At 72.8% G+C, this 21,282-nt stretch carries 18 protein-coding genes; 12 read left to right on the top strand and 6 right to left on the bottom strand.

From position 1 onward, the window contains the following. Positions 1 to 6: 6 nt before the first annotated feature. From ACIRD3_RS16020 to ACIRD3_RS16010, 3 genes are all read left to right on the top strand, one after another. Entirely contained in the window at positions 7 to 537 is a 531-nt protein-coding gene (locus tag ACIRD3_RS16020; protein WP_402216367.1) for a heat shock protein transcriptional repressor HspR, read from the top strand. 196 nt (positions 538 to 733) lie between these two features. Continuing rightward, positions 734 to 1,735 carry a helix-turn-helix domain-containing protein gene (locus tag ACIRD3_RS16015; protein WP_402216252.1) on the top strand — a complete coding sequence of 334 codons (1,002 nt, stop codon included), beginning with the start codon at positions 734 to 736 and terminating at the stop codon, positions 1,733 to 1,735. Positions 1,736 to 2,366: 631 nt separating this feature from the next. Continuing rightward, positions 2,367 to 2,978 carry a hypothetical protein gene (locus tag ACIRD3_RS16010; protein ID WP_402216249.1) on the top strand — a complete coding sequence of 204 codons (612 nt, stop codon included), beginning with the start codon at positions 2,367 to 2,369 and terminating at the stop codon, positions 2,976 to 2,978. A 7-nt stretch (positions 2,979 to 2,985) separates the two neighbouring features. On the opposite strand, the gene ACIRD3_RS16005 is transcribed toward ACIRD3_RS16010, so the two are convergent. From ACIRD3_RS16005 to ACIRD3_RS15990, 4 genes are all read right to left on the bottom strand, one after another. Next, positions 2,986 to 3,954 carry a LuxR family transcriptional regulator gene (locus ACIRD3_RS16005; protein WP_402216247.1) on the bottom strand — a complete coding sequence of 323 codons (969 nt, stop codon included), beginning with the start codon at positions 3,952 to 3,954 and terminating at the stop codon, positions 2,986 to 2,988. After that, positions 3,947 to 4,891, bottom strand: a complete 945-nt coding sequence (locus ACIRD3_RS16000) for a helix-turn-helix domain-containing protein (protein WP_402216244.1) — start codon at positions 4,889 to 4,891, stop codon at positions 3,947 to 3,949. The genes ACIRD3_RS16005 and ACIRD3_RS16000 overlap by 8 nt, the downstream gene beginning before the upstream one ends. Next, positions 4,881 to 5,876: a LuxR C-terminal-related transcriptional regulator gene (locus ACIRD3_RS15995; protein ID WP_402216241.1), complete on the bottom strand. Its 996-nt coding sequence runs from the start codon at positions 5,874 to 5,876 to the stop codon at positions 4,881 to 4,883. The genes ACIRD3_RS16000 and ACIRD3_RS15995 overlap by 11 nt, the downstream gene beginning before the upstream one ends. Before the next feature lie 704 nt (positions 5,877 to 6,580). Next, the gene (locus ACIRD3_RS15990) at positions 6,581 to 7,693 is read right to left on the bottom strand and encodes a TDT family transporter (protein WP_402216239.1); all 1,113 of its coding nucleotides are present in this window, start codon (positions 7,691 to 7,693) and stop codon (positions 6,581 to 6,583) included. Positions 7,694 to 7,764: 71 nt separating this feature from the next. Here ACIRD3_RS15990 and ACIRD3_RS15985 point away from each other — a divergent pair, with 71 nt between their 5' ends. Further along, complete coding sequence (locus ACIRD3_RS15985) at positions 7,765 to 8,703, top strand: LysR family transcriptional regulator (protein ID WP_402216236.1); 939 nt, start codon at positions 7,765 to 7,767, stop codon at positions 8,701 to 8,703. 184 nt (positions 8,704 to 8,887) lie between these two features. Next, positions 8,888 to 11,509, top strand: a complete 2,622-nt coding sequence (gene clpB, locus ACIRD3_RS15980; protein WP_402216234.1) for an ATP-dependent chaperone ClpB — start codon at positions 8,888 to 8,890, stop codon at positions 11,507 to 11,509. A gap of 129 nt (positions 11,510 to 11,638) precedes the next feature. On the opposite strand, the gene ACIRD3_RS15975 is transcribed toward clpB, so the two are convergent. After that, positions 11,639 to 11,923 (bottom strand): helix-turn-helix domain-containing protein, encoded by a 285-nt coding sequence (locus ACIRD3_RS15975; protein ID WP_402216231.1) that lies wholly within the window; start codon positions 11,921 to 11,923, stop codon positions 11,639 to 11,641. Between the two features lie 355 nt (positions 11,924 to 12,278). On the opposite strand from ACIRD3_RS15975, the gene ACIRD3_RS15970 reads away from it, so the two are divergent. The 6 genes from ACIRD3_RS15970 to pyrE all read left to right on the top strand — a co-directional run bounded on the left by ACIRD3_RS15970 (position 12,279) and on the right by pyrE (position 19,066). Next, complete coding sequence (locus tag ACIRD3_RS15970) at positions 12,279 to 12,836, top strand: YbjN domain-containing protein (protein ID WP_402216228.1); 558 nt, start codon at positions 12,279 to 12,281, stop codon at positions 12,834 to 12,836. Between the two features lie 188 nt (positions 12,837 to 13,024). Beyond that, entirely contained in the window at positions 13,025 to 14,185 is a 1,161-nt protein-coding gene (locus ACIRD3_RS15965) for a pyridoxal phosphate-dependent aminotransferase (RefSeq protein ID WP_402216226.1), read from the top strand. A 501-nt stretch (positions 14,186 to 14,686) separates the two neighbouring features. Continuing rightward, positions 14,687 to 15,217, top strand: a complete 531-nt coding sequence (locus ACIRD3_RS15960) for a DUF2617 family protein (protein WP_402216223.1) — start codon at positions 14,687 to 14,689, stop codon at positions 15,215 to 15,217. A gap of 154 nt (positions 15,218 to 15,371) precedes the next feature. After that, positions 15,372 to 17,015 carry a polyamine aminopropyltransferase gene (locus ACIRD3_RS15955; RefSeq protein ID WP_402216220.1) on the top strand — a complete coding sequence of 548 codons (1,644 nt, stop codon included), beginning with the start codon at positions 15,372 to 15,374 and terminating at the stop codon, positions 17,013 to 17,015. Positions 17,016 to 17,393: 378 nt separating this feature from the next. Beyond that, positions 17,394 to 18,464 carry a hypothetical protein gene (locus ACIRD3_RS15950; RefSeq protein ID WP_402216218.1) on the top strand — a complete coding sequence of 357 codons (1,071 nt, stop codon included), beginning with the start codon at positions 17,394 to 17,396 and terminating at the stop codon, positions 18,462 to 18,464. A 65-nt stretch (positions 18,465 to 18,529) separates the two neighbouring features. Then, the gene (pyrE, locus tag ACIRD3_RS15945) at positions 18,530 to 19,066 is read left to right on the top strand and encodes an orotate phosphoribosyltransferase (protein ID WP_402216215.1); all 537 of its coding nucleotides are present in this window, start codon (positions 18,530 to 18,532) and stop codon (positions 19,064 to 19,066) included. An 81-nt stretch (positions 19,067 to 19,147) separates the two neighbouring features. On the opposite strand, the gene ACIRD3_RS15940 is transcribed toward pyrE, so the two are convergent. Further along, a complete protein-coding gene (locus ACIRD3_RS15940; RefSeq protein ID WP_402216213.1) occupies positions 19,148 to 19,867 on the bottom strand; it encodes a DedA family protein in 720 nt (239 codons plus the stop codon). 380 nt (positions 19,868 to 20,247) lie between these two features. Here ACIRD3_RS15940 and fbaA point away from each other — a divergent pair, with 380 nt between their 5' ends. Then, positions 20,248 to 21,270 carry a class II fructose-bisphosphate aldolase gene (gene fbaA, locus ACIRD3_RS15935; protein ID WP_402216210.1) on the top strand — a complete coding sequence of 341 codons (1,023 nt, stop codon included), beginning with the start codon at positions 20,248 to 20,250 and terminating at the stop codon, positions 21,268 to 21,270. Positions 21,271 to 21,282: the final 12 nt, after the last annotated feature.

Genomic DNA, 21,282 nt, shown 5'->3' with positions numbered 1-21,282 from the left:
TCCCCGATGAACCCGGTCAACCCGGTCACCCCCGAGGGCCCGATCGGCCCCGGCCTCGGCGAAGGCCTGCCCGGCGACGGCACCCGCCGCCCCCGCCGGGCCCCCTCGGCCGCACCGCCGTACGTCCTCACCGAGGACACCCCGGTGTACGTCATCTCGGTGGCCGCCGAACTGTCCGGCCTGCACCCGCAGACCCTGCGCCAGTACGACCGCCTCGGCCTCGTCTGCCCCGACCGCACCGCCGGCCGCGGGCGCCGCTACTCCGCCCGCGACATCCAGCAGCTGCGCGAGGTCCAGCGGCTCTCCCAGGACGAGGGCATCAACCTGGCGGGCATCAAGCGGATCATCGAGCTGGAGAACCAGGTCACCGCCCTCCAGTCCCGCGTCGCCGAACTCGTCGACTCCCTGGAAGGCGCCGCCACCGCCCTCCAGCAGCGCGAGGCCGCCGTCCACGCCTCCTACCGCCGCGACCTCGTCCCGTACCAGCCCCCCACCCCCCAGTCCAGCGCCCTCGTCGTCTGGCGCCCCAAGCGCTGACCGACACCCGCCCGGCCCGCCGCCGGCCCCCTCCTGTCCGGGGGGTGCCGGCGGCTCGGCCTTGGTGAGAGAGTATCGACCTGGCGATCGGCCTAGCTCACGGGACACTAGCGATCTCATCGTCAGTAATGGACTCGCGTCCTAGGATCTGATGGAACAGGTCCCGGCGGGTTTCGGTCAACGGCAAGGAGCCGACATGAGTGGACGAGCTCAACTCGGCCCCATCTCAAATGGGGCACCGATACTCTCGGCAGAAGCTCGCGATCTCTTCTCGCAGATCATCAGGACCGGCGGCCGCACGGTGCGAGATGCAGCAGGCTCTGACGAGTCGAATCCACTGGACGAGTTGATCAGAATCGGACTTCTGGTTCCGGACTCCGATGCCCCGGACATCCTGGTTGCCATCGACCCGACCCAGCTCTCACAGAGCCTCAGCAGTGCGTGGCAGCGGCAGGCACTCGACCTTCTCTCTCGATCGGTTGCCCTGCCCGCCGAATTGAGTGAACTTGCCCAGGAATTCCACACACCCGGACAGGGTGGCGGCTCGATCGAATACGTTCATGGAAAGGTGCTCATAAACCAGAAGATGCAGCAGTACGCCGACGCAGGCGCAGAAGAGGCCCTAGCTCTTCAACCCGGTGGCCCGAGACCTCCCGAGCTACTGGCCTCGGTGATCGACCGAGACCTCGCCATGCTGAACAATGGCACAGAGATTCGCACGATTTACCACGCGAGCACGCGCTACCACCAGCCCACGCGAGACTATGTGGCACGTCTCGCCAAGGCCGGGGGCCAGTACCGGACTCTTGACGAGCCCTACACCCGCCTCATCGTGATAGACCGAAAGATTGCCGTCATTCCAGTCGCGCACGACTTGAACTCGGCCGCCTTCATTCATGAACCTGCAGTGGCAAACTACCTCGCCGAACAGGTCTTCGAGCCAAGCTGGAGCCGCGCCCTCGACTTCGACGGAGATCGCACAGTCCCTCAACAAGTCGTCTCACGACTCCGCCAAACAATCATTGAGCTGCTGCTCGCGGGAACCAACCACAGAGTGATCGCAAGGCGTCTGGGCATCAGCGAGCGAACCCTCGCGCGCCACATCGCCGAGATGCGCGAGGAGCACAATGTGGATTCCTTGTTCCAGCTCGGATACGCGCTCGCACAGGCGGAAGCCGCTGACAGGAAGCGGCTGTAGAGCCGCACCCCGCAACAACCAGCGCCAGATCGAGACCCTGGCGAGATTAGACAGATTTACTCTGCATGCGAATCAGATCATCCACAATGAAGGCTGGTCAGCGATCGACCCCGGCCGCCAGGCCTTGACGTACGCAGCTAGCCCCAGCTGATGTCATCCATGGCAGAGGCCGCGGCAGCCACCGACGAATCAGAGGGGGCGTCCGCAGGGTCGACAGCGAGACAGGCGCCTAGCAATGCAGCCACACCGACGGCAAGAGGCAGAACGGCCTTACGGACAAAACGGCACAAGTTAGACATACCCGCCCCTTCCGTCATCTGCTTCGAACGCAGCATCAAGACAAACTTATCGACCACATGTTGCCTTAGGGCGTGCGAGCCTGCCAACACCTGCGCGCCTGCGGATGCGTCATCTCACTGCCAGGCATCCACATGACACCGGGAAACCCTGGACGCGGCAGGCGCCCTCGATGGACGATCAGTTCGCCCCCGATAGTCCAGCACCAGTCGACAATTCTGTTGCTGTACTGTCAATTGAACCCAGCAGGGCACCGGACAACTTGAAGCAGCAACCACTCTCAACGCCTGCCGGCGCCACTTCCTAACCCGGTCGGCCTTCCCCCGGAGTCGACATGACTGAGCCCTACCTGCGTCACCACGACAGCCAGGCCCCTGAGGGCCGGCGTGCGCGTGTGTTCCTGGCCGCGCCGCTGATGCGGCTGACCGGCCCGGCCGACAGCGTGGTGACGCTCGCCAGCCGGACGCGGCTGACGACGCTTCGCACCACCCTGCTCCGCAGCGGTGCCGCCGTGTACAGCGCGCACCACAGTGACGCCTGGACCATCTCCGGCCGCGCTCCGGAGCCCCGCGTTCCGTCCGACTTCCGCGCCCTGCAGTCCGCGGACCTCGTGTTCGCCTACGTGGGAGCGCCGCTCTCGGCCGGTGTGAGCCTGGAGCTGGGCTGGGCCTCGGCGCTGCGGAAGCCGATCGTCCTCCTCGTCGACGAGGCCATCACCCACAACCCGCTGATCGCCACCATCGAGCAGGTCGCCCCCGTCCTGCCGCTGGTCTTCGACGACACCTGGTCGCAGGAGGCCCTCAACCACACGGTCGAGACCGCCCTGGACTGGGCCGGCATGGCCCTCTCCCTGCGCGAGGGATTCTGGACCGCCCCCGGCGAGCAGTTCACCGTCCCCCGGCAGCAGCCCCCGGTCCCCGGCTACTGGCCGGCCGCCACCGGCTGAGCAGCGCTCAGCCACCGGACTCCCCCGTCCGGGCTCCCCGCATCTGCCAGCCCAGTTGGAACAGCGTCTCCGCGTCGTACAGCTCACGCAGCCGGGCGATGTGACCGGCGACCGTCCGTTCGCTCAGTCCCATCCGGCTGGCGATCGCCCGCTGCGTGAGCCCGCGGGAGAGCAGACGGCCCACCTGCTCCAGGGTCGTGGACCCGGTGGATCCGTCGACGAGCGCCTCCCAGTCCACCACCTGGGCCTGCTCCCACTGCCGTTCGAAGACGCCCACCAGGTAGGCGACCATCGCCGGATCCTCCACCACAGCGGCCACCGTGTGATCGGCGGTGGCCGGGATCAGCGCGACGGCCCGGTCGAAGATCAGCGTCTTGGTGAACGGTCCGTCCAGCAGCCGGATCGGGGCACCGACCCGCGTGGACTGCGCCGCGTACTCGACGGTTCGCGGATCGGAGCAGGCCGAGGGCTCGAAGATGGTGTGCATGGCGCCGCCCCCCTCGACGTAGCGACGGGCCTGGTCCAGCGCGTCCGCCATGTGGTCGTGCGGTCGGGGCCCGCCCGGTTGGGCGGCCAGTGCTTCGTGCGGGTAGTCCCTGGTCGTCTGCGAAATCAGGTGCCGGATCTCGACCATGCCCGACACGCGCCGTATGCCACGGCCCGACGGACGCCGGCGAGGCGCCGAATCGTAGGCCTGCGCCAGATCGTCCAGCAGGTCCGGGACCAGCGCGGCCCGGGCCAGCAGGCGGGCGCTCTCCTCGCGGAGGTCGGCACCGATGCGCTCGCCGACGGTCCGCGGGTTCACCGCGCTGTAGGCGCTGTCGGCGATACGGAAGGCCAGCAGGCCGAGGTCGGCGAGTTGCTTGACCGCCGGTTCGTCCTCGGGGCGGATGTCGCCGAGGTGGATGCGGCCGCCTTCCTTGAGGATCTCCCGGTAGAACGCGCGGGCAGCCTCGGGCAGGTCGAGTTCAGGCATCACGGGCTCCCCTCATCTGCCACCCGAGCTGGAACAGCGTCTCGGCGTCGTACGACTCCCGCAGGCGGGCGATGTGGCCGGCGACGGTGCGTTCGCTGAGGCCCAGGCGGGTGGCGATGGCGCGTTGGGTGAGGCCCTGGGCCAGGAGGCGGGCGGTGTGGTGGTGGGTGGGTGGCTCGGTGGAACCGGCCGCCGAAGCAGACCAGTTGAGTCCTTCGGCGCGCTCCCACAGCTGCTCGAAGGTGTCGACCACGAAGGCGACCGTCGAGGGGTCGTCGACCACGGCGGCACTGGTGTGGTCGGAGGCGGCGGGGATGACGGCGACCTTGCGGTCGAAGACGAGGAGCCGTTCGTAGGGTTCGGCGAGCAGTCGGACCCGGGCGCCGTGCCGGGCGCGCAGGGCGAGCCGGCGTTGGACGGTGTGCTCGGTGAGGGCGGCGGGCTGGTGGAGGGCGCGCACCGCGCAGCCGCGGCGGAGCAGGGAGAGGTCCTGGGCGAGGGTTGTCCGGAGGTCGTCGTCGGCCGGGTGGGGGCCGGGCCGGGCGGCGAGGAGTTCCTCCCGGCACTCGGAGACGAGTCGGGAGATGCGTCGGCGGATGGCGGCGGTGCCGTCGACGTGGACGGCCTCGCCCGGTCCGTGGGGGCGGCGGACGGCCTCGTAGGCGGGGGTGAGCGGGGCGAGGGTGGCGGAGAGCCGTTCGGCGTGCTGGAGCAGTCGGGTGGCGCGGGTGCGCAGTTCGGCGCCGATGCGGTCGCCGAGGGCGCGCGGGTTGGCGGCGGTCCAGCCGGTGGGGGTGGCGGTGAGGAGGCCGCGGGCGACGAGCGCGGCGAAGGCGGCGCGGTCGGCGGGGGCGAGGTCGTCGGGGCGCAGTCGGCCGCCGGCCCGGACGGCGGCGCGGTAGAGGGCCCGTTCGGCGGGGGCGGGTTCATCGGTCATCGCGGGCGCCTCTCATCAGCCAGCCGAGCTGGAAGAGGGTCTGGGCGCCGTAGCGGTCGCGGAGGCGGGAGATGTGGGCGGCGACGGTGCGTTCGCTGAGGCCGAGGCGGGTGGCGACGGCGCGTTGGGTGAGGCCGCGGGCGAGGAGGCGGCCGACCCGGTCGGGGATGGTGCGGGCGGGGCCCTGGCCGAGGGCGGCGGCGGCTTCGGTGGTGTCGGCGCGGGCCCAGTCGCGTTCGAAGGTGCCGACCAGGAAGGCGATGGTGGCGGGGTCGCTGATGAAGGCCGCGGTGCTGTTGTCCTCGCTGGCGGAGATCACGGCGACGGTCCGGTCGAAGACGATGAGCCGCTGGAAGGGTTCGTCGAGGACGCGGATGAGGGAGCCGTGCCGGGTGACCTCCGCGGCGTAGGCGAGGGCGGGCGGCTCGGCGAGGGCGACCGGCTGGTAGATGGTGCGCAGTGAGCAGCCGCGCTGGAGGAGTTGGACGTCCTGGAGGAGGGCGACCTGCAGGGTGTCGGCGGGGCGGTGGCCGGGCTGGGCGGTGAGGACTTCGGAGCGGCAGTCGGAGACCAGCTGGGAGATCCGCTGGCGGATGTGGACGTGCCCCTCGACGTGGACGGCGCCGCCGGCCCGGCCGGAGGGGCGGGGCATCGCGTCGTAGGCGCGGGTGAGGCCGTCCAGGGCGCCGGGGAGGTTCTCGGCGCGGACCAGCAAGCGGGTGGCCTCGCTGCGGAGTTCGGCGCCGAGCCGGTCGCTGACCGAGCGCGGGCTGACGGCGGTGTAGCAGCGGTCCACCGGGTTGACCATCAGCAGGCCGATGTCGATCAGCTGCTGGAGGGGGCCGCGGTCGGTGTCCGCGACGCCCGCGCAGGGGATGCGGCCGCCCTCGGCGATGATCGCCAGGTACAGCTGCTGGGCGGCCTCGTCGGGTTCTCCGCCCACGGGCCCGGTCCGGTGCGGCGCGACCGTCTGTTCCGCCGTCACGTCGCACTCTCCCTGCCGGATGCCGCTCCCCTGGTGCCGCCCGCGCTCCCCCGCTGCGCGAGCCGCGGGTACCGGGGCCGGGCGGGCTCACGGTACCGGGTGCCGGTACGGCGTGATCACGCGGTCGGCGGTCACGGTACCGGGTGGGACGGCGGACCCCGGGCCCGGGTGCCGTCGCACCGGGGCCGCCGGGGGCCGCCGTCCGTACGTCAAGGTCACGGCGATTCCGTCGAGGCGGAGCAGCAACGCCTCGACGGCTCCGGTCCCGGGGGCCATCACCACACATGGTCCCCGGCCGGCGCTCTTCCCCCCCGTTCCACCGGCGCGCGAATGACGTGCCGGCGGTCAGCATCGAAGAGCGATCGCCGTCATCGGGCCGCGGTTGCCCGGACGACTTGACGTGTCTCCACCCTCACAGCGTGACGACCGGTGAACAAGTGCCGTCCGCGTGCAGGTTCGCGCAATTGCAGCTATCTGCAGGTTGGCGAGCGAGCGGCGAGTCGGGCGGCGGCCCGGGTTCCGGTAAAGCCCGAGGCCAGCGGGGGGTGCGGACGGCGCCCGGCGGTACCGCCGGTTGGCAGTGCACGGTCATCTCGCGGCTGCGCGTTCCTGCAACGGCGGCGTGCTCCCCTGAGCTGCGTGTCTACGGGCGGTGATCGTTCGACTCCCGCGCCCGCGCCGCGCCCCGGCCCCCGCCCGTCGGCTCAGCGCGCCAGCAGCCTGCCGCGCGCCAGCCCGGCCGCCGTACCGCCCGCCGCGAGCACCCAGGCGACCGCCAGCAGCAGGTACAGCCCGGCGGCCAGCGCGGTGAAGCCCCCGAAGCCGGTGTGCCTGGCGAGCGCCGAGGCGCCGGTGACGCAGGTGCCGATCGGGAAGGTGTACGCCCACCAGGTCATCGCGAAGGGCATCCCGGCCCGGCGGGCGCGCAGGTTGGCGGCGAGCGCGACGGCCAGCCAGAGCAGGGCGACGCCGATCACCGCGACGCCGTACAGCTCGGCGAGGTCGAGCATGGCGGGGGCCAACGCGGGCAGCACCGGCCGGGCCGCGTCGGCGAGCTGGTGGACGGCGGTGACGGACTGGCCGAGCGGGCCGAGCACCAGGAACAGCGAGGGGGTGAGCACCAAGGTGGGCAGCTTGCTGTGGAACAGCCCGGTGAACACGACCGGCAGCAGCACCAGGGTGGCCAGCAGCCCGATCCCGAACAGTCCGCAACAGGCGTACAGCATGGCCTGCCGCGGCGCCCCGGCCGGCAGGTGCGGGACCAGCACCGGGCCGCAGGCGGAGGCGACCAGCGGGGCGACCACCGGCAGCAGCCAGGTCGGGTTGGACTCCAGGGCGGAGACCCGGTGCCGGGTGATCATCAGGTACGGGATGCCGCCGGCGACGGCCAGCGCGTACAGGGTGCCGGCGCCCCACAGGACGGCGTCCACCGCGACCGCCGGGCCGGTGCCGATCACCCGGGAGCCGACCAGCAGCGTCCCGAGGCCGACCGACAGCAGGGCCATCGGCGGGCAGCCGTAGAAGACCGCGGCGGCCGGCTGCTCCAGCAGGTGGGCCCGGGCGGCCGCGCGGTGCCGGGTGAGGTGCACCAGCCGGGCCGAGCCCAGCACCAGCAGGGCGGCCAGGCCGAGCGCCCACGTCACCTCGGCGAGACCGGTCAGCCCGGGCGGTCGTACGGGCAGCGCGGCGGCGCCGTTGGCGAGGATCGCGGTGCCCATCACGGCGGCGTACCAGTTGGGGCCGAGCTGGGAGAGGTCGTACCGGGAGCGGCGGACGGCGGGGCGGGTCAGGGGGCGGACTTCGGCCAAGGCGGACATGTCCCCCACCATCCGCCCCGGCCCCGGCCGCCGGTAGCGCCGGGGAACCTATGGGGGCATAGCCTGACCCTATGCCCCTCTCCCCCCACGTCCCCGAACTCGGCGCCCTGGAACTGCTGCTCGCGGTGGCCCGGCTGGGCAGCGTCGGGCGGGCGGCGGCCGAGCTGGGCGTCAGCCAGCCGACCGCCAGCGCCCGGATCAAGGGCATGGAGCGGCAGATCGGCGTCCCGCTGCTGGACCGCTCGCCACGCGGCAGCAGGCCGACCGAGGCGGGCCGGCTGGTGGTCGAGTGGGCCCGGCAGGTGGTGGAGGCGGCGCAGGCGCTGGACGCCGGGATCGACGCGCTGCGCGAGCGCCGGGACGCCAAACTGCGGGTGGTGGCCAGCCTGACCGTCGCCGAGTACCTGATGCCGGGCTGGCTGATGGGGCTCGCCGAGACCAGTCCGGGCACCGCGGTGACGCTGCGGACGGCGAACTCGGCGGAGGTCGCCGGGCACGTCCTGGCCGGGCACGCCGACCTCGGCTTCGTCGAGGGCCCGGGCACCCCGCCCGGGCTCGTCGGCGCGGTGGTGGCGGCGGACCGGCTGGTCGTCGTGGTGGCGCCCGGCCACCCGTGGGCACGCCGCCGCAGCCCGCTGACCGGTCCGGAGCTGGCGGCCACCCCGCTGGTGCTGCGCGAGCCCGGCTCGGGCACCCGGGAGGTGCTGGAGACCGCGCTGCGGCCGTACGGGGGCGCCGCGCGGCCCCGCCTCGAACTGGCCTCGTCCACCGCGCTGAAGGCGGCGGCGATGACGGGGGCCGGGCCGGTCTGCCTGAGCGAGCTGGCGGTGGTGGAGGAGCTGGCGACCCGGCGGCTGGTCGAGGTGCCGCTGGCGGAGGGGCTGGACCTGCGGCGGCCGCTGCGCGCGGTCTGGCCGGCCGGGCAGCGGCCGGGCGGCCCGGCGCGGGAGCTGCTGGTGCTGACCCGCAAGGGCCGCAGGAGCCCCGCCGCGCGTTCGGCCCGGGGGTGAACCGGGCTGGAGGGCGCCCGGAACGTTCACCGGAAAGTTGAGTGGAATAGACTCAACTTAGTGCATGCTGGAAACAGCAGACGCCAGAAGACGTAGAAGACGTAGAAGACCGCAGGACGCCGCGGAACACGCGGCACCGGCGCGCAGCGAACCGTGAAGGACGACGAGGGAGGATCCCCCAGCAGTGGACGCCAGCAAGTTCACCACCAAGACGCAGGACGCCCTGTCCGCCGCGATCCGGCAGGCGGGCGCGGCAGGCAACCCGGACGTCAAGCCGGTGCACATCCTGATCGCCCTGCTGGAGCAGCCCGAGGGCATCGCCCGGCCCCTGCTGGAGGCGGTCGGGGCGGACGCCACCCGGATCGACGCCGAGGCACGTCGCCAGGCCGCCGCGCTGCCCAGCGCGATGGGTTCGACGGTCGCCGCGCCGCAGCTCGCCCGGGACACCCTCGCGGTGCTCACCGAGGCCGGGAAGCGCGCGGAGGACCTGGACGACCAGTACGTCTCCACCGAGCACCTGATGGTCGGCCTGGCCGCCGAGGGCGGTCCGGTCGCCGAGCTGCTGGTGCACCAGGGCGCGACGCCGAAGGCGCTGCTCGCCGCGTTCAAGGACGTCCGCGGCAGCGGCAAGGTCACCTCGCCGGACCCGGAGGGCACCTACAAGGCGCTGGAGAAGTACGGCACCGACCTCACCCAGGCCGCCCGGGACGGCAAGCTCGACCCGGTCATCGGCCGGGACCACGAGATCCGCCGGGTGGTCCAGGTGCTCTCCCGCCGGACCAAGAACAACCCGGTGCTGATCGGCGAGCCCGGCGTCGGCAAGACCGCCGTGGTCGAGGGCCTGGCCCAGCGCATCGTGGCCGGCGACGTGCCGGAGTCGCTGCGCGGCAAGCGGCTGGTCGCGCTGGACCTCGGCGCGATGGTCGCGGGCGCCAAGTACCGCGGCGAGTTCGAGGAGCGGCTGAAGGCCGTCCTGAACGACATCAAGGCCTCCGACGGCCGGGTCGTCACCTTCATCGACGAGCTGCACACCATGGTCGGCGCGGGCGCCGGCGGCGACTCCGCGATGGACGCCGGCAACATGCTCAAGCCGATGCTGGCCCGCGGCGAGCTGCGGATGGTCGGCGCCACCACGCTGGACGAGTACCGCGAGCGGATCGAGAAGGACCCGGCCCTGGAGCGCCGTTTCCAGCAGGTGATGGTCGGCGAGCCCAGCGTGGAGGACTCCATCGCCATCCTGCGCGGCCTCAAGGGCCGCTACGAGGCGCACCACAAGGTGCAGATCTCGGACGCCGCCCTGGTCGCCGCGGCCACCCTGTCCGACCGCTACATCACCGCCCGCTTCCTGCCCGACAAGGCGATCGACCTGGTCGACGAGGCGGCCTCCCGGCTGCGGATGGAGATCGACTCCTCCCCGGTCGAGATCGACGAACTCCAGCGCTCCGTCGACCGGTTGCGGATGGAGGAGCTGGCCCTGGAGAAGGAGTCGGACCCGGCCTCGGTCGACCGGCTGGCCCGACTGCGGCGCGATCTCGCCGACCGGAACGAGCAGTTGAGCGTGCTCACCGCACGGTGGGAGCAGGAGAAGAAGAGCCTCAACCGGGTCGGCGAGCTCAAGGAGCGGCTGGACGACCTGCACGGTGCGCTCGAACGCGCCCAGCGCGACGGGGACTTCGAGCGGGCGTCCAAGCTGATGTACGCCGAGATCCCGGCCGCCGAGGCCGAGCTCGCCGAGGCCCAGGAGCGCGCCGCCACGGCGGACACCGAGCCCGGGTCCGCCTCCGCCCCGATGGTCAAGGAGGAGGTCGGCCCGGACGACGTGGCCGACGTGGTCGCCTCCTGGACGGGCATCCCGGCCGGCCGCCTGCTGGAGGGCGAGAGCGCCAAACTCCTGCGCATGGAGGAGGAGTTGGGCCGACGCCTGATCGGTCAGGCGGAGGCCGTGCAGGCCGTCTCGGACGCGGTGCGCCGCACCCGCTCCGGCATCGCCGACCCGGACCGGCCGACCGGCTCGTTCCTCTTCCTCGGCCCGACCGGTGTCGGCAAGACCGAACTCGCCAAGGCCCTGGCCGACTTCCTCTTCGACGACGAGCGGGCGATGGTCCGGATCGACATGAGCGAGTACGGCGAGAAGCACTCGGTCTCCCGCCTGGTCGGCGCCCCGCCCGGGTACGTCGGCTACGAGGAGGGCGGCCAGCTCACCGAGGCGGTCCGCCGCCGCCCGTACAGCGTCGTCCTGCTGGACGAGGTGGAGAAGGCGCACCCCGAGGTCTTCGACGTCCTGCTCCAGGTGCTGGACGACGGGCGGCTCACCGACGGCCAGGGCCGCACGGTGGACTTCCGCAACGCCATCCTGATCCTCACCTCCAACCTGGGCAGCCAGTACCTGGTCGACCCGGCCACCCCGGAGACGGAGAAGCGGGAGCTGGTGCTGGGCGCCGTCCGCTCCGCGTTCAAGCCGGAGTTCCTCAACCGGCTGGACGACATCGTGGTCTTCGACCCGCTGGGCACCGCCGAGCTGAGCCGGATCGTCGACCTGCAGGTGGCCCGCCTCGGCGAGCGGCTCAACGAGCGGCGGCTCACCCTGGAGGTCTCCGAGGCCGCCCGTGACTGGCTGGCGCTCGCCGGTTACGACCCGGCGTACGGCGCCCGGCCGCTGCGCCGGCTGGTGCAGTCGGCGATCGGCGACCAGCTGGCCCGGGCCATCCTGTCCGGCGCGGTGCACGACGGGGACACCGTCCTGGTCGAGCGGAACGAGGAGGGCGACGGGCTGACCGTCCGCGGCCGGGGGCCGCTGGAGAAGTAGCGCCGTGCGCGCGGGCCGTTCCCTTCCGGACGGAGGGGGACGGCCCGCCGTCACGTCCGGGGCGGGCACCGCGGACGGCCGCCCGGCCGTCGCGGTCACCCGGCCGTCGCGGTCACTCGGCCGTCACGGTCACTCGGCCGCGCCCCGTCGCAGCCGCCGCCGCGACCGGTCCCGCCAGCTGCGCGCCAGCCGGTGCAGCTCGGCCCCCTGCGCCTCCGGCAGGTTCCAGGTCTGGGTCAGCAGCCGCAACGTCGACACCCGTGGACAGGACACCCCCCGTTCCAGGTCCCGGATCGACCGCACGCTCAACCCCGTGGCGTCACCGAGCTGCTCCTGCGTCATCCCCCGGTCCAGCCGGATGGTCCGCAGCAGCGCCCCGAGCGATGCGCCCTCCCCCGCCACCGTTCCGTCCACCTGTGCTCCCCCTCAACTCAGACCAGCTCAACTTGCCCGTACGGGACGGGCTTTGCGTGAAGTGAGTTCCGTCGCACGCTAACCGCATCCGGCCCGTACGGCAGGCGAACCCGCGCGCCGGGCGCGTGACGTGGCTCACTCGGGCCCGCCTCGGCGCGACCCCCGCCCCACCCCGGACACCCTCCGTGACCGGTGGCCCCCCAGCCGCCCCCGACACCCTCCGATCAGCACCGGAACGAAGATCGGCGCGCCCCCGGGTGCCCCTGTGAGCGGAGGCCCGGATGAGGCAGGATGGGAGGTGGAAAGGGCGGCCTCTCATTGCCGGCCACCACGTGCACTGAGGAAGAGGACCCCCATGAGCATCGACCCGTCGTCCATCCCGTCCTTCGGCGTGCCCCAGGGCGGTCAGCCCGGCGGCCAGGGCGGGCAGCCGGCCGGCCCGCCGCCGATCATCGTTCCGGACCAGGGCCTGGTCACCCAGCTGCTCGACCAGATGCAGCTCAAGCACGTCGTGGACGAGGAGGGCGACCTCACCGCGCCCTGGGAGGGCTTCCGCGTCTACTACATGTTCCGCGGCGAGCAGAAGGAGCTCTTCGCGGTCCGCGCCTTCTACGACCGCGCGTACCCGCTGGAGAAGAAGGGCGAGGTCCTCGACCTGATCGACGAGTGGAACCGCGAGACCCTCTGGCCCAAGGTCTACACCCACACCCACGAGGACGGCGTGGTCCGCCTGATCGGCGAGGCCCAGATGATCGTCGGCACCGGCGTCAACCTGGACTACTTCGTGACCACCACCGCCAACTGGACCCAGGCCGCGGTCGGCTTCGAGCAGTGGATCGTCGAGCGCCTCGGCCTGCAGAACGAGATCGAGGGCGAGGACGGCGAGGCCCCCGAGGGCACCGACGAGGCCTGATTCCGCCCGGCCCGCCCGGGCCCGCCGGGAAACCGCCCGGCCCGCGGCCCCGCCCGGTCCCGCGAGGCGCGCACCGGTCGACTCCGGTACGGCCCGCCACCGCGTTCGCGTCGGTGGCGGGCCGTTCTTGTCCCCCGACCCCGGCTGTCCCAGGATGGGCGCGACGACGACCCGTGTGAGGAGCCGCAATGGGAACCAGGCCGCTGCTGAACCGCCGACTGGACGGGATGGGCACGACGATCTTCGCCGAGATGTCCGCCCTGGCCACGGCCACCAGCTCGATCAACCTCGGCCAGGGCTTCCCCGACACCGACGGGCCCGCGGAGGTCCGCGAGGCGGCCGTCCGGGCCCTGCGCGAGGGCCGCGGCAACCAGTACCCGCCCGGCCCCGGCATCCCCGAGCTGCGCACCGCGATCGCCGAGCACCAGCAGCGCTTCCACGGCCTCGGCTACGACCCGGACACCGAGGTCCTGGTCACCGCGGGCGCCACCGAGGCCATCGCCGCCGCCCTGCTGGCCCTGCTCGAACCCGGGGACGAGGTCATCGCCCTGGAGCCCTTCTACGACTCCTACGCCGCCTGCATCGCCATGGCCGGCGCCACCCGCGTCCCGCTCACCCTGCGGGCCCCGGACTTCCGCCCCGACCTCGACGAACTGCGCGGCCTGATCACCCCGCGCACCCGGCTGCTGCTGATCAACACCCCGCACAACCCCACCGGCACCGTCCTCACCGCCGAGGAACTCGCCGTCATCGCCGAACTCGCCGTCGAGCACGACCTCCTGGTGGTCACCGACGAGGTCTACGAACACCTGGTGTTCGGCGCCACCCACCACCCGATCGTCGCCCTCCCCGGCATGCGCGAGCGCACCGTCTCCATCTCCTCCGCCGGCAAGACCTTCTCCTTCACCGGCTGGAAGGTCGGCTGGGTCACCGCGAGCCCGGCCCTGGTCGCGGCCGTGCGCACCGCCAAGCAGTACCTGACGTACGTGAGCGCCGGACCCTTCCAGTACGCCGTCGCCGAGGCGCTGCGGCTGCCCGACACGTACTTCGACGCCTTCCGCGCGGACCTGCTGCGCAAGCGCGACCTGCTGGTCGACGGCCTGGCGGCGGCCGGGTTCCGGGCCTTCACCCCCGAGGGCACCTACTTCGTCACCACCGACATCACTCCGCTCGGCGAGAAGGACGGCATCGCGTTCTGCCGTGCCCTGCCCGAGCGTTGCGGGGTGGTCGCCATCCCGAACGCCGTGTTCTACGACGACGTCGACGCCGGCCTTAGCCTGGTCCGCTTCACTTTCTGCAAAAAGGACGACGTCCTCCAGGAGGCCGTGGCCCGTCTGCAGCGCCTGTGAGGGGCCGCGCGCCCCCTTTCACGCCTGTCGAACAGCCGCGGGAGATCCCGACCACCTGTTCTGATGCACCATCAACTCGCCTTCCCGGACTGCCGTCTTACTGCCAGTGAGGCAAATCCGACAGCCCCTCCGGCACGGAACCGCCGCCCTCCCCGCACCCCGCGAGGAGGGCGGCGGCGCGTGATGCGCGCTGACGGCGCACGACCGGCGCGCACGGCGCACAACCCGGCGACAGGGGCGCGCGCTGTGCAGACTCGCACACCGGGTCGATCAGAGCCGGGAAGCGGGTGTGCTCGAAACGGTGAATGCTTGACAAAGTTGGGTAAATCACCGGCGGACCCGGCGTATTCGTGCTTCTCTGCTGCTGAATCTCCAGCCGGAATCCTTCCTTCCACGGTCGGCCGCGCCCAGGGCCGTACAGCCACGAACAGCCTCGCCATCGCCTAGGCCTACTCGCTGCTGCTCGGTGGGCGCGCACGGAGCTGAAAAGCGGAGCCGAGCATGCTCACCACACTGCAGACCTCCTACACGGACACCCGCGCCGGTGACCTCGCCTGGTGCCTCGGCGGCGAGCCGCTGCCCGCTCTCGCGGTCCGGGACCTGAGACTCGCCGGAGGCGGCGGCCCGCACCCCACCGGCACCCTCCAGCTGCGGCTGCTGGGCGCCTCGCACCAGGTGGTGATCGACGCCGGTCCCGGCCAGTGCCTGGAGACCGTCGCCTGTCTGCCCGGCCGCCGCACCCCGCTGCCGGCCCGGGTCGCCAAACAGGTCGGCGGCTGGGAGTACGAGTTCGCCGCCCGGATCGAGGCGCTGCCGCCGCACGACTTCGCGGCCCGCGCCCAGGAACTGCTGGCCCTGGTCGAGGGCCACCCGCGGGGCCTCGCCGGGGTCTTCCCGGGCGATCCCAGCGCCTTCACCGCATTGGTGACCCAGGGCGGCACCGACCGCCTGCTCTGGCGGACCTGGCACGCCTACCCGCAGGAGGGCCAACTGGTGTGCACCCGCTCCTCACTCGTAGTGTCCGGAGCATGACCGCCGAAGCCCCGGGCACACCCAGCGAGCCGGGCGTACGCTGCACAGCGCAGGCTCGTGAATCGCACGCAGGAACGATTCGTCAATCCGACGTCGTCCGCTGTCCGTCGGATGGACGCAGCCATCCGTCCCGCACGTCCCCTAGCGTTTGTTCGTGATCAACCATCCGGCCGGTCCGCCCGCCCGCCCGCGAGTGGACCTCGACGACGGCACCCCACCCAGGCCCGGGCACGGCCTCGCCCCACTGCCCGCCCGCCGTCGATCCCGGCTGCGATCCCGCCCCCGGCTCGCCCGCCTGACCGTCCTGGTCGCCGCCTTCGTCTGCGCGGCCTGCGGCCTGGTCTACGAACTCGAACTCGTCGCGCTCGGCGACTTCCTGCTCGGGGACACCGTCACCCAGACCTCCGTCGTGCTCTCCGTCATGGTGTTCGCGATGGGCCTCGGCTCCCTGCTCGCCAAGCGGCTCACCCGCCGGCCCGCCACCGCCTTCGCCCTGGTCGAATGCGCCCTCGCCCTCACCGGCGGACTCTCCGTCCTCGCCCTCTACTCCTGCTGGGCCTGGCTCGGCCACTACCAGGCCGCCATGGTCGGCCTCACCTGCCTCATCGGGATCCTGATCGGCGCCGAGATCCCCCTGCTGATGACCCTCATCCAGCGGATCCGCCGCGAGGACGCCGGACGCGCCGCGGCCGACCTGTTCGCCGCCGACTACGTGGGCGCGCTGATCGGCGGCCTCGCCTTCCCGTTCCTGATCCTGCCCACGCTCGGCCCCGGCGACGGCGCCCTGCTCACCGGCGCCGTCAACGCCGTGGCCGGTGCCGCCGTGGTGCTCTGGCTCTTCCGGGAGGAACCCGCCCCGCGGATACGGCGGCTGCTCTGGGGCGGCTGCCTGCTCGTCCTCGCCGCACTCGCCGCGGCCGCGGCCGGTTCCGACGCCGTCGAACGCGCCGCCCGGCACGCCCTCTACGGCGACCAGGTCCGCTACGCCAGCCGCAGCCGCCACCAGGAGATCGTGCTCACCGGCCCCGTCGAGGGCCCGCTCCGGCTCTACCTGGACGGGCGGCTCGCCGTCTGCGGGCCCGACGAGTACCGGGCCAGCGAGGGCCTCGTCCACCCGGCCATGGCCGCCGGCCCGGACACCCGGGTCCTGCTGCTCGGCGGCGGAGACGGGCTCGCCCTGCGGGAGGTGCTGCGGCACCGGGGCGTGCGCTCCGTCCGGTTGGTCGACGCCGACCCCGCCCTCCCCCGGCTCGCCCGCACCGACCCCGCGCTCGCGGCCCTCGGCGGCCACTCCCTCGACGACCCCAGGGTCCGCACCACCGCCGCCGACCCGATGGCCTGGCTGCGCGGCGCGGACGCCTCCGGTGGGGAGGGTCCGTACGACGTGGTCCTCGCCGACCTGCCCGCGCCGGCCGACGGCGGACCGGTCAAGTTCCACTCCCAGGAGTTCTACGGCCTCGCCGCCCGGCTGCTCTCCCCCGGCGGCCGGATCGCCGTCCGGGCCGGGAGCGATCCGGACGGCCTCTGGCAGATCGAGTCGGGCCTGCGGACGGCCGGGCTGCGGACGGCCCCGTACGCCGTCCCGGGCAGCCCCACCGCCACCTGCCGCCCCGGACAGCCCGACACCGCCCAGAACTACCTCCTCGCCGCCGCCGCGCACCCGCCGCTCACCCTCGCCCCCGACGCCCCACCACCCCGCGCCCTCACCCCCGACACCCTCCGCACCTCCACCGTCCACCTCGGCGCCGCCCGCCCCACCCGCCCCCCGGCCGCCCTCACCCTCCTCGGACCCCGCTGACCCACTGGCGGAGGGCGGCCCGGCGGGGTGGGCGGGCAGCGCCCGGAGGCGGGCGAGGGGAGCTGCGGGACCGGGGGTACCGGATGGGCCGCAGAGGCCGGGCCGGGGGCTCACGGCCCGCGTCGGACCGGGCCGGGTGGCGAGGCGGGGCACGCCGGCGGAGGGCGGCCCCGCGGGGCGGGCGGGCAGCGCCCGGAGGCGGGCGAGGGGAGCTGCGGGACCGGGGGCACCGGATGGGCCGCAGAGGCCGGGAAGTGGGCGGGAGCTGGGGCGGGAGGCGGGTGGCGCGAGGGGTGTCGGGGTGGGGCGGGTGCGGTGGGGAAAGTCGGGTGGTGGTGGGTAGGGACCGGGCGCGGTCGGGTCGGTAGGCTCCGTGGCATGGAGCATGAGGTTGTCGTCCCGATGTCCGCCGAGCTGGTGCGGCAGGCCTTGCAGGATCCGGCGCTGCTGGCGCGGAGTGTGCCGGGCCTGAGCACCGAGCCGGCCGCCGTCGGGAGCGGACCGGCCGACGAGATCGGCGGGCGGCTGAAGCTGCGGATCGGCGGCTCCACGATCACCTACAAGGGCGTGCTGTCGCTGATCGAGGGCCGTGAGGGCGTGCTGACCGTGCTCGCCGAGGGCCAGGAGGCCCGGGGCAGCGGGGAGGCGACCGCCACCGTCCGGGTGAGCGTCGCCGCCGGCGCCGAGGACGGCTCCGCCGTGATCCGCTTCACCGGTGACCTGAGCGCCACCGGTCGGCTGACCGAGTTCGACGGGGAGACCCTCGACGCCACCGGCCGCCGGCTGCTGGACAGGTTCGCCGCCGCCCTGGTCGCCCCCGAGGGCGAGCAGCAGGACGAGCAGGACGACGAGCAGGACCAGGACGCCGGGGCGGCGACCGCCGGGGTCGTCTTCATCGAGGACCGCCAGGACCAGCCCGGCGACGACCTGGACGACGACCTCTCCGACCTGATCGCCTTCTCCGACGCCGACGCCGAGCGCTTCGGCCTCCCCATCGGCTCCGCCGCCGATGACGACGAGGACGACGTGGACGACGTGGACGACCGGAACGGGACGGGGGACGGCGCCGGGGACGAGGACCGGGACGACGTCGAGGCGGCGGACGACGTCGAGGACGGCTCCGCCGGGCGGGACGCCGTCGCCGAGGAGATCCCCGTCGAGCCGCTGTTCGCGTACGAGGAGGAACCGGTGCTCTCCGGCCCGGTGCGCCGCAGCATCGTCGGCCGGTCCGCCGAGGAGGTGGACCACGCCCCGCCGCGCGGCCCGTACGCCCCGGCGCTGCCGGCCCGCAGCGCGCGGGCCCGGGCGGCGTCCCGCTGGGGTGGCGAGGCCGGCGGGATCGTGGTGCCGGGCACCGGCGGCCGCAGCGCGATGCCGTGGGTGATCGGCGGCTCGGTGGCGCTGCTGGGCGGTGCCGTGGTGCTGGTCAGGGCCCTCCGACGGCGGTAGCGGGGAGCGTCACGGGGGTTGCCGTGCAGGCAGCGGGCCCGACACAGGGCCTAGACTGAACGCTCATGAGCAACGACCGCGACGCCCTGCTGGCGCAGATCAAGGACAAGGCCGTCGTGCACGGCAAGGTCACCCTCTCCTCCGGCAAGGAGGCCGATTACTACATCGACCTGCGCCGGATCACGCTGGACGGCGAGGCCGCCCCGCTGGTCGGCCGGGTGATGCTGGACGCGACCTCGCACCTGGAGTACGACGCCGTCGGCGGTCTCACCCTGGGCGCCGACCCGGTGGCCACCTCGATGCTGCACGCCGCCGCCGCGCGCGGGCGGCAGCTGGACGCCTTCGTGGTCCGCAAGACCGGCAAGGCGCACGGTCTGCAGCGGCGGATCGAGGGCCCGGACGTGAAGGGCCGCCGGGTGCTGGCGGTCGAGGACACCTCCACCACCGGCGGCTCGGTGCTGCAGGCGGTCGAGGCGCTGCGCGAGGCGGGCGCCGACGTGGTGGGCGTCGCGGTGATCGTGGAGCGCGGCGGCGCGGGTGCCGTCGCGGAGCAGGGCCTGGAGTACGTGACCGCGTACACCCTGGACGACCTGGGTCTCTGACCCGCCCGGTGAACGGCGGAGGGCCGGATCCGTTTCACGTGAAACACGTGGAACGGACCCGGCCCTCCGGTGCGTACGGGGTCAGCCGCGCCGGTGCCGACCGCCACCGGCCTGCGCCGGGGTCTCGTCGACGCCCTCGGCGCCGCCCGCCTTCTTCTTCCTGCGCTCGCGCAGGACCTCGACCAGGACCGGCGAGACCGACAGCAGCACGATCAGCAGCACCGCAGGGATCAGGTACTTGTCGATCACCGGGGCCAGCGCGTCGCCGAAGAAGTAGCCGATCAGCAGCATGGACTCGGTCCAGAGCACCCCGCCGACGACGTTCCACACGAAGAACGTCCTGGCGGGCATCTCCAGGGTGCCGGCGACCGGGTTGAGGAAGGTGCGGATGATCGGCATGAAGCGGGCCAGCACCACGGCCTTGCCGGAGCCGAACTTGTTGAAGTACTCCTCCGCCTTCACCACGTACTCGCGGCGGAAGATCTTCGATTCGGGCTTGTCGAACATCTTCGGCCCGACCTTGGCACCGATCAGGTGCCCCAGCTGGGCGCCCGCGATCGCCGCGACCGGGCAGCCGACGAGCAGGACCGCGATCGGCAGCTTGGCGCCGTCACCGAGCACCGACGAGGCGGCGTTCGAGGCGGCGACGCCCGCGAGGATCAGCAGCGAGTCGCCGGGGAAGAAGAAGCCGACCAGCAGGCCGGTCTCCGCGAAGATGATCGCGATCAGCCCGATGGCGCCGAGGGACGAGATCAGGGATTTGGCGTCGAGCAGGTTGACGGCCAGCTGGTTGTAGTCCACGGGCGCAGGATAGCGGGCGTACCTTGCGACCGGGCGGGCGCACGGTGGCCGCGGGCCCCGCACCCCGGCCCGGACGGGCCGGAGTGCCCGGGCCGCGGCAGGGCCGTCCCACCCGCCCCACCGGCCCCGGGCCGCGGCGTTTCGACTGGCGGGCTCCTGCTGACCTGCGGGCACGAGTCTGGGAAGATGGCCGAGGCGTCCCGGTCCGCGGCGGCTCCACCACCCTCATGGCCGTACCGCGGAGGTCGCCTCGATACCTTGGTGCCGGAGAGCCACCACGCAACGCCGCGCGTCGGCGGGCCGGCACGGAGTCGTCAAGAAGGCGTACACAGCGTCGGACAGCACCGTCCGTACGCCGCAACCCGACAGGAGCGGATCGCATGCCCATCGCAACTCCCGAGGTCTACAACGAGATGCTGGACCGGGCCAAGGCGGGCAAGTTCGCCTACCCGGCCATCAACGTCACCTCGTCGCAGACCCTGCACGCCGCGCTGCGCGGTTTCGCCGAGGCCGAGAGCGACGGCATCATCCAGATCTCGACCGGTGGCGCGGAGTTCCTGGGCGGCCAGCACAACAAGGACATGGTGACCGGCGCGGTCGCGCTCGCCGAGTTCGCCCACATCGTCGCCGCCAAGTACGACGTCACCGTCGCGCTGCACACCGACCACTGCCCGAAGGACAAGCTGGACGGCTACGTCCGCCCGCTGCTGGCGATCTCCGCCGAGCGCGTGGCCAAGGGCGAGAACCCGCTGTTCCAGTCGCACATGTGGGACGGCTCCGCCGAGACCCTCGCCGACAACCTGGCCATCGCCCAGGAGCTGCTGGCCCAGGCCGCCGCCGCCAAGATCATCCTCGAGGTCGAGATCACCCCGACCGGTGGCGAGGAGGACGGCGTCACCCACGAGATCAACGACGAGCTCTACACCACCGTCAACGACGCCGTCCGCACCGCCGAGGCGCTCGGCCTGGGCGAGAACGGCCGCTACCTGCTGGCCGCCTCGTTCGGCAACGTGCACGGCGTGTACAAGCCGGGCAACGTCGTGCTGAAGCCGGAGCTGCTGCGCGAGCTGCAGGACGCGATCGGCAAGCAGTACGGCAAGACCGACCCGTTCGACTTCGTCTTCCACGGCGGCTCGGGCTCCACCGCCGAGGAGATCGCCACCGCGCTGGAGAACGGCGTCGTGAAGATGAACCTGGACACCGACACCCAGTACGCCTTCACCCGCCCGGTCGCCGGCCACATGTTCGCCAACTACGACGGCGTGCTGAAGGTCGACGGCGAGGTCGGCAAGAAGAACACCTACGACCCCCGCACCTGGGGCAAGCTGGCCGAGGCCGGCATGGCCGCCCGCGTGGTCGAGGCCGCCGAGCAGCTGCGCTCGGCCGGCAAGCGCCTGAAGTGAGCCCGGCGGTCG

Origin of the sequence: Kitasatospora sp. NPDC093550 (assembly GCF_044764985.1) — a bacterium.
Classification (GTDB): domain Bacteria; phylum Actinomycetota; class Actinomycetes; order Streptomycetales; family Streptomycetaceae; genus Kitasatospora.
This window is presented reverse-complemented; position numbering and strand designations above follow the sequence as displayed.

Bases quoted from the DNA above. Each gene is read 5' to 3' on its own strand.
- ACIRD3_RS16020 (WP_402216367.1), top strand. From the start codon at position 7: ATGAACCCGGTCAACCCGGTCACCCCCGAGGGCCCGATCGGCCCCGGC.
- ACIRD3_RS16015 (WP_402216252.1), top strand. From the start codon at position 734: ATGAGTGGACGAGCTCAACTCGGCCCCATCTCAAATGGGGCACCGATA.
- ACIRD3_RS16010 (WP_402216249.1), top strand. From the start codon at position 2,367: ATGACTGAGCCCTACCTGCGTCACCACGACAGCCAGGCCCCTGAGGGC.
- ACIRD3_RS16005 (WP_402216247.1), bottom strand. From the start codon at position 3,954: ATGCCTGAACTCGACCTGCCCGAGGCTGCCCGCGCGTTCTACCGGGAG.
- ACIRD3_RS16000 (WP_402216244.1), bottom strand. From the start codon at position 4,891: ATGACCGATGAACCCGCCCCCGCCGAACGGGCCCTCTACCGCGCCGCC.
- ACIRD3_RS15990 (WP_402216239.1), bottom strand. From the start codon at position 7,693: ATGTCCGCCTTGGCCGAAGTCCGCCCCCTGACCCGCCCCGCCGTCCGC.
- ACIRD3_RS15985 (WP_402216236.1), top strand. From the start codon at position 7,765: ATGCCCCTCTCCCCCCACGTCCCCGAACTCGGCGCCCTGGAACTGCTG.
- ACIRD3_RS15970 (WP_402216228.1), top strand. From the start codon at position 12,279: ATGAGCATCGACCCGTCGTCCATCCCGTCCTTCGGCGTGCCCCAGGGC.
- ACIRD3_RS15965 (WP_402216226.1), top strand. From the start codon at position 13,025: ATGGGAACCAGGCCGCTGCTGAACCGCCGACTGGACGGGATGGGCACG.
- ACIRD3_RS15960 (WP_402216223.1), top strand. From the start codon at position 14,687: ATGCTCACCACACTGCAGACCTCCTACACGGACACCCGCGCCGGTGAC.
- ACIRD3_RS15950 (WP_402216218.1), top strand. From the start codon at position 17,394: ATGGAGCATGAGGTTGTCGTCCCGATGTCCGCCGAGCTGGTGCGGCAG.
- pyrE (WP_402216215.1), top strand. From the start codon at position 18,530: ATGAGCAACGACCGCGACGCCCTGCTGGCGCAGATCAAGGACAAGGCC.
- fbaA (WP_402216210.1), top strand. From the start codon at position 20,248: ATGCCCATCGCAACTCCCGAGGTCTACAACGAGATGCTGGACCGGGCC.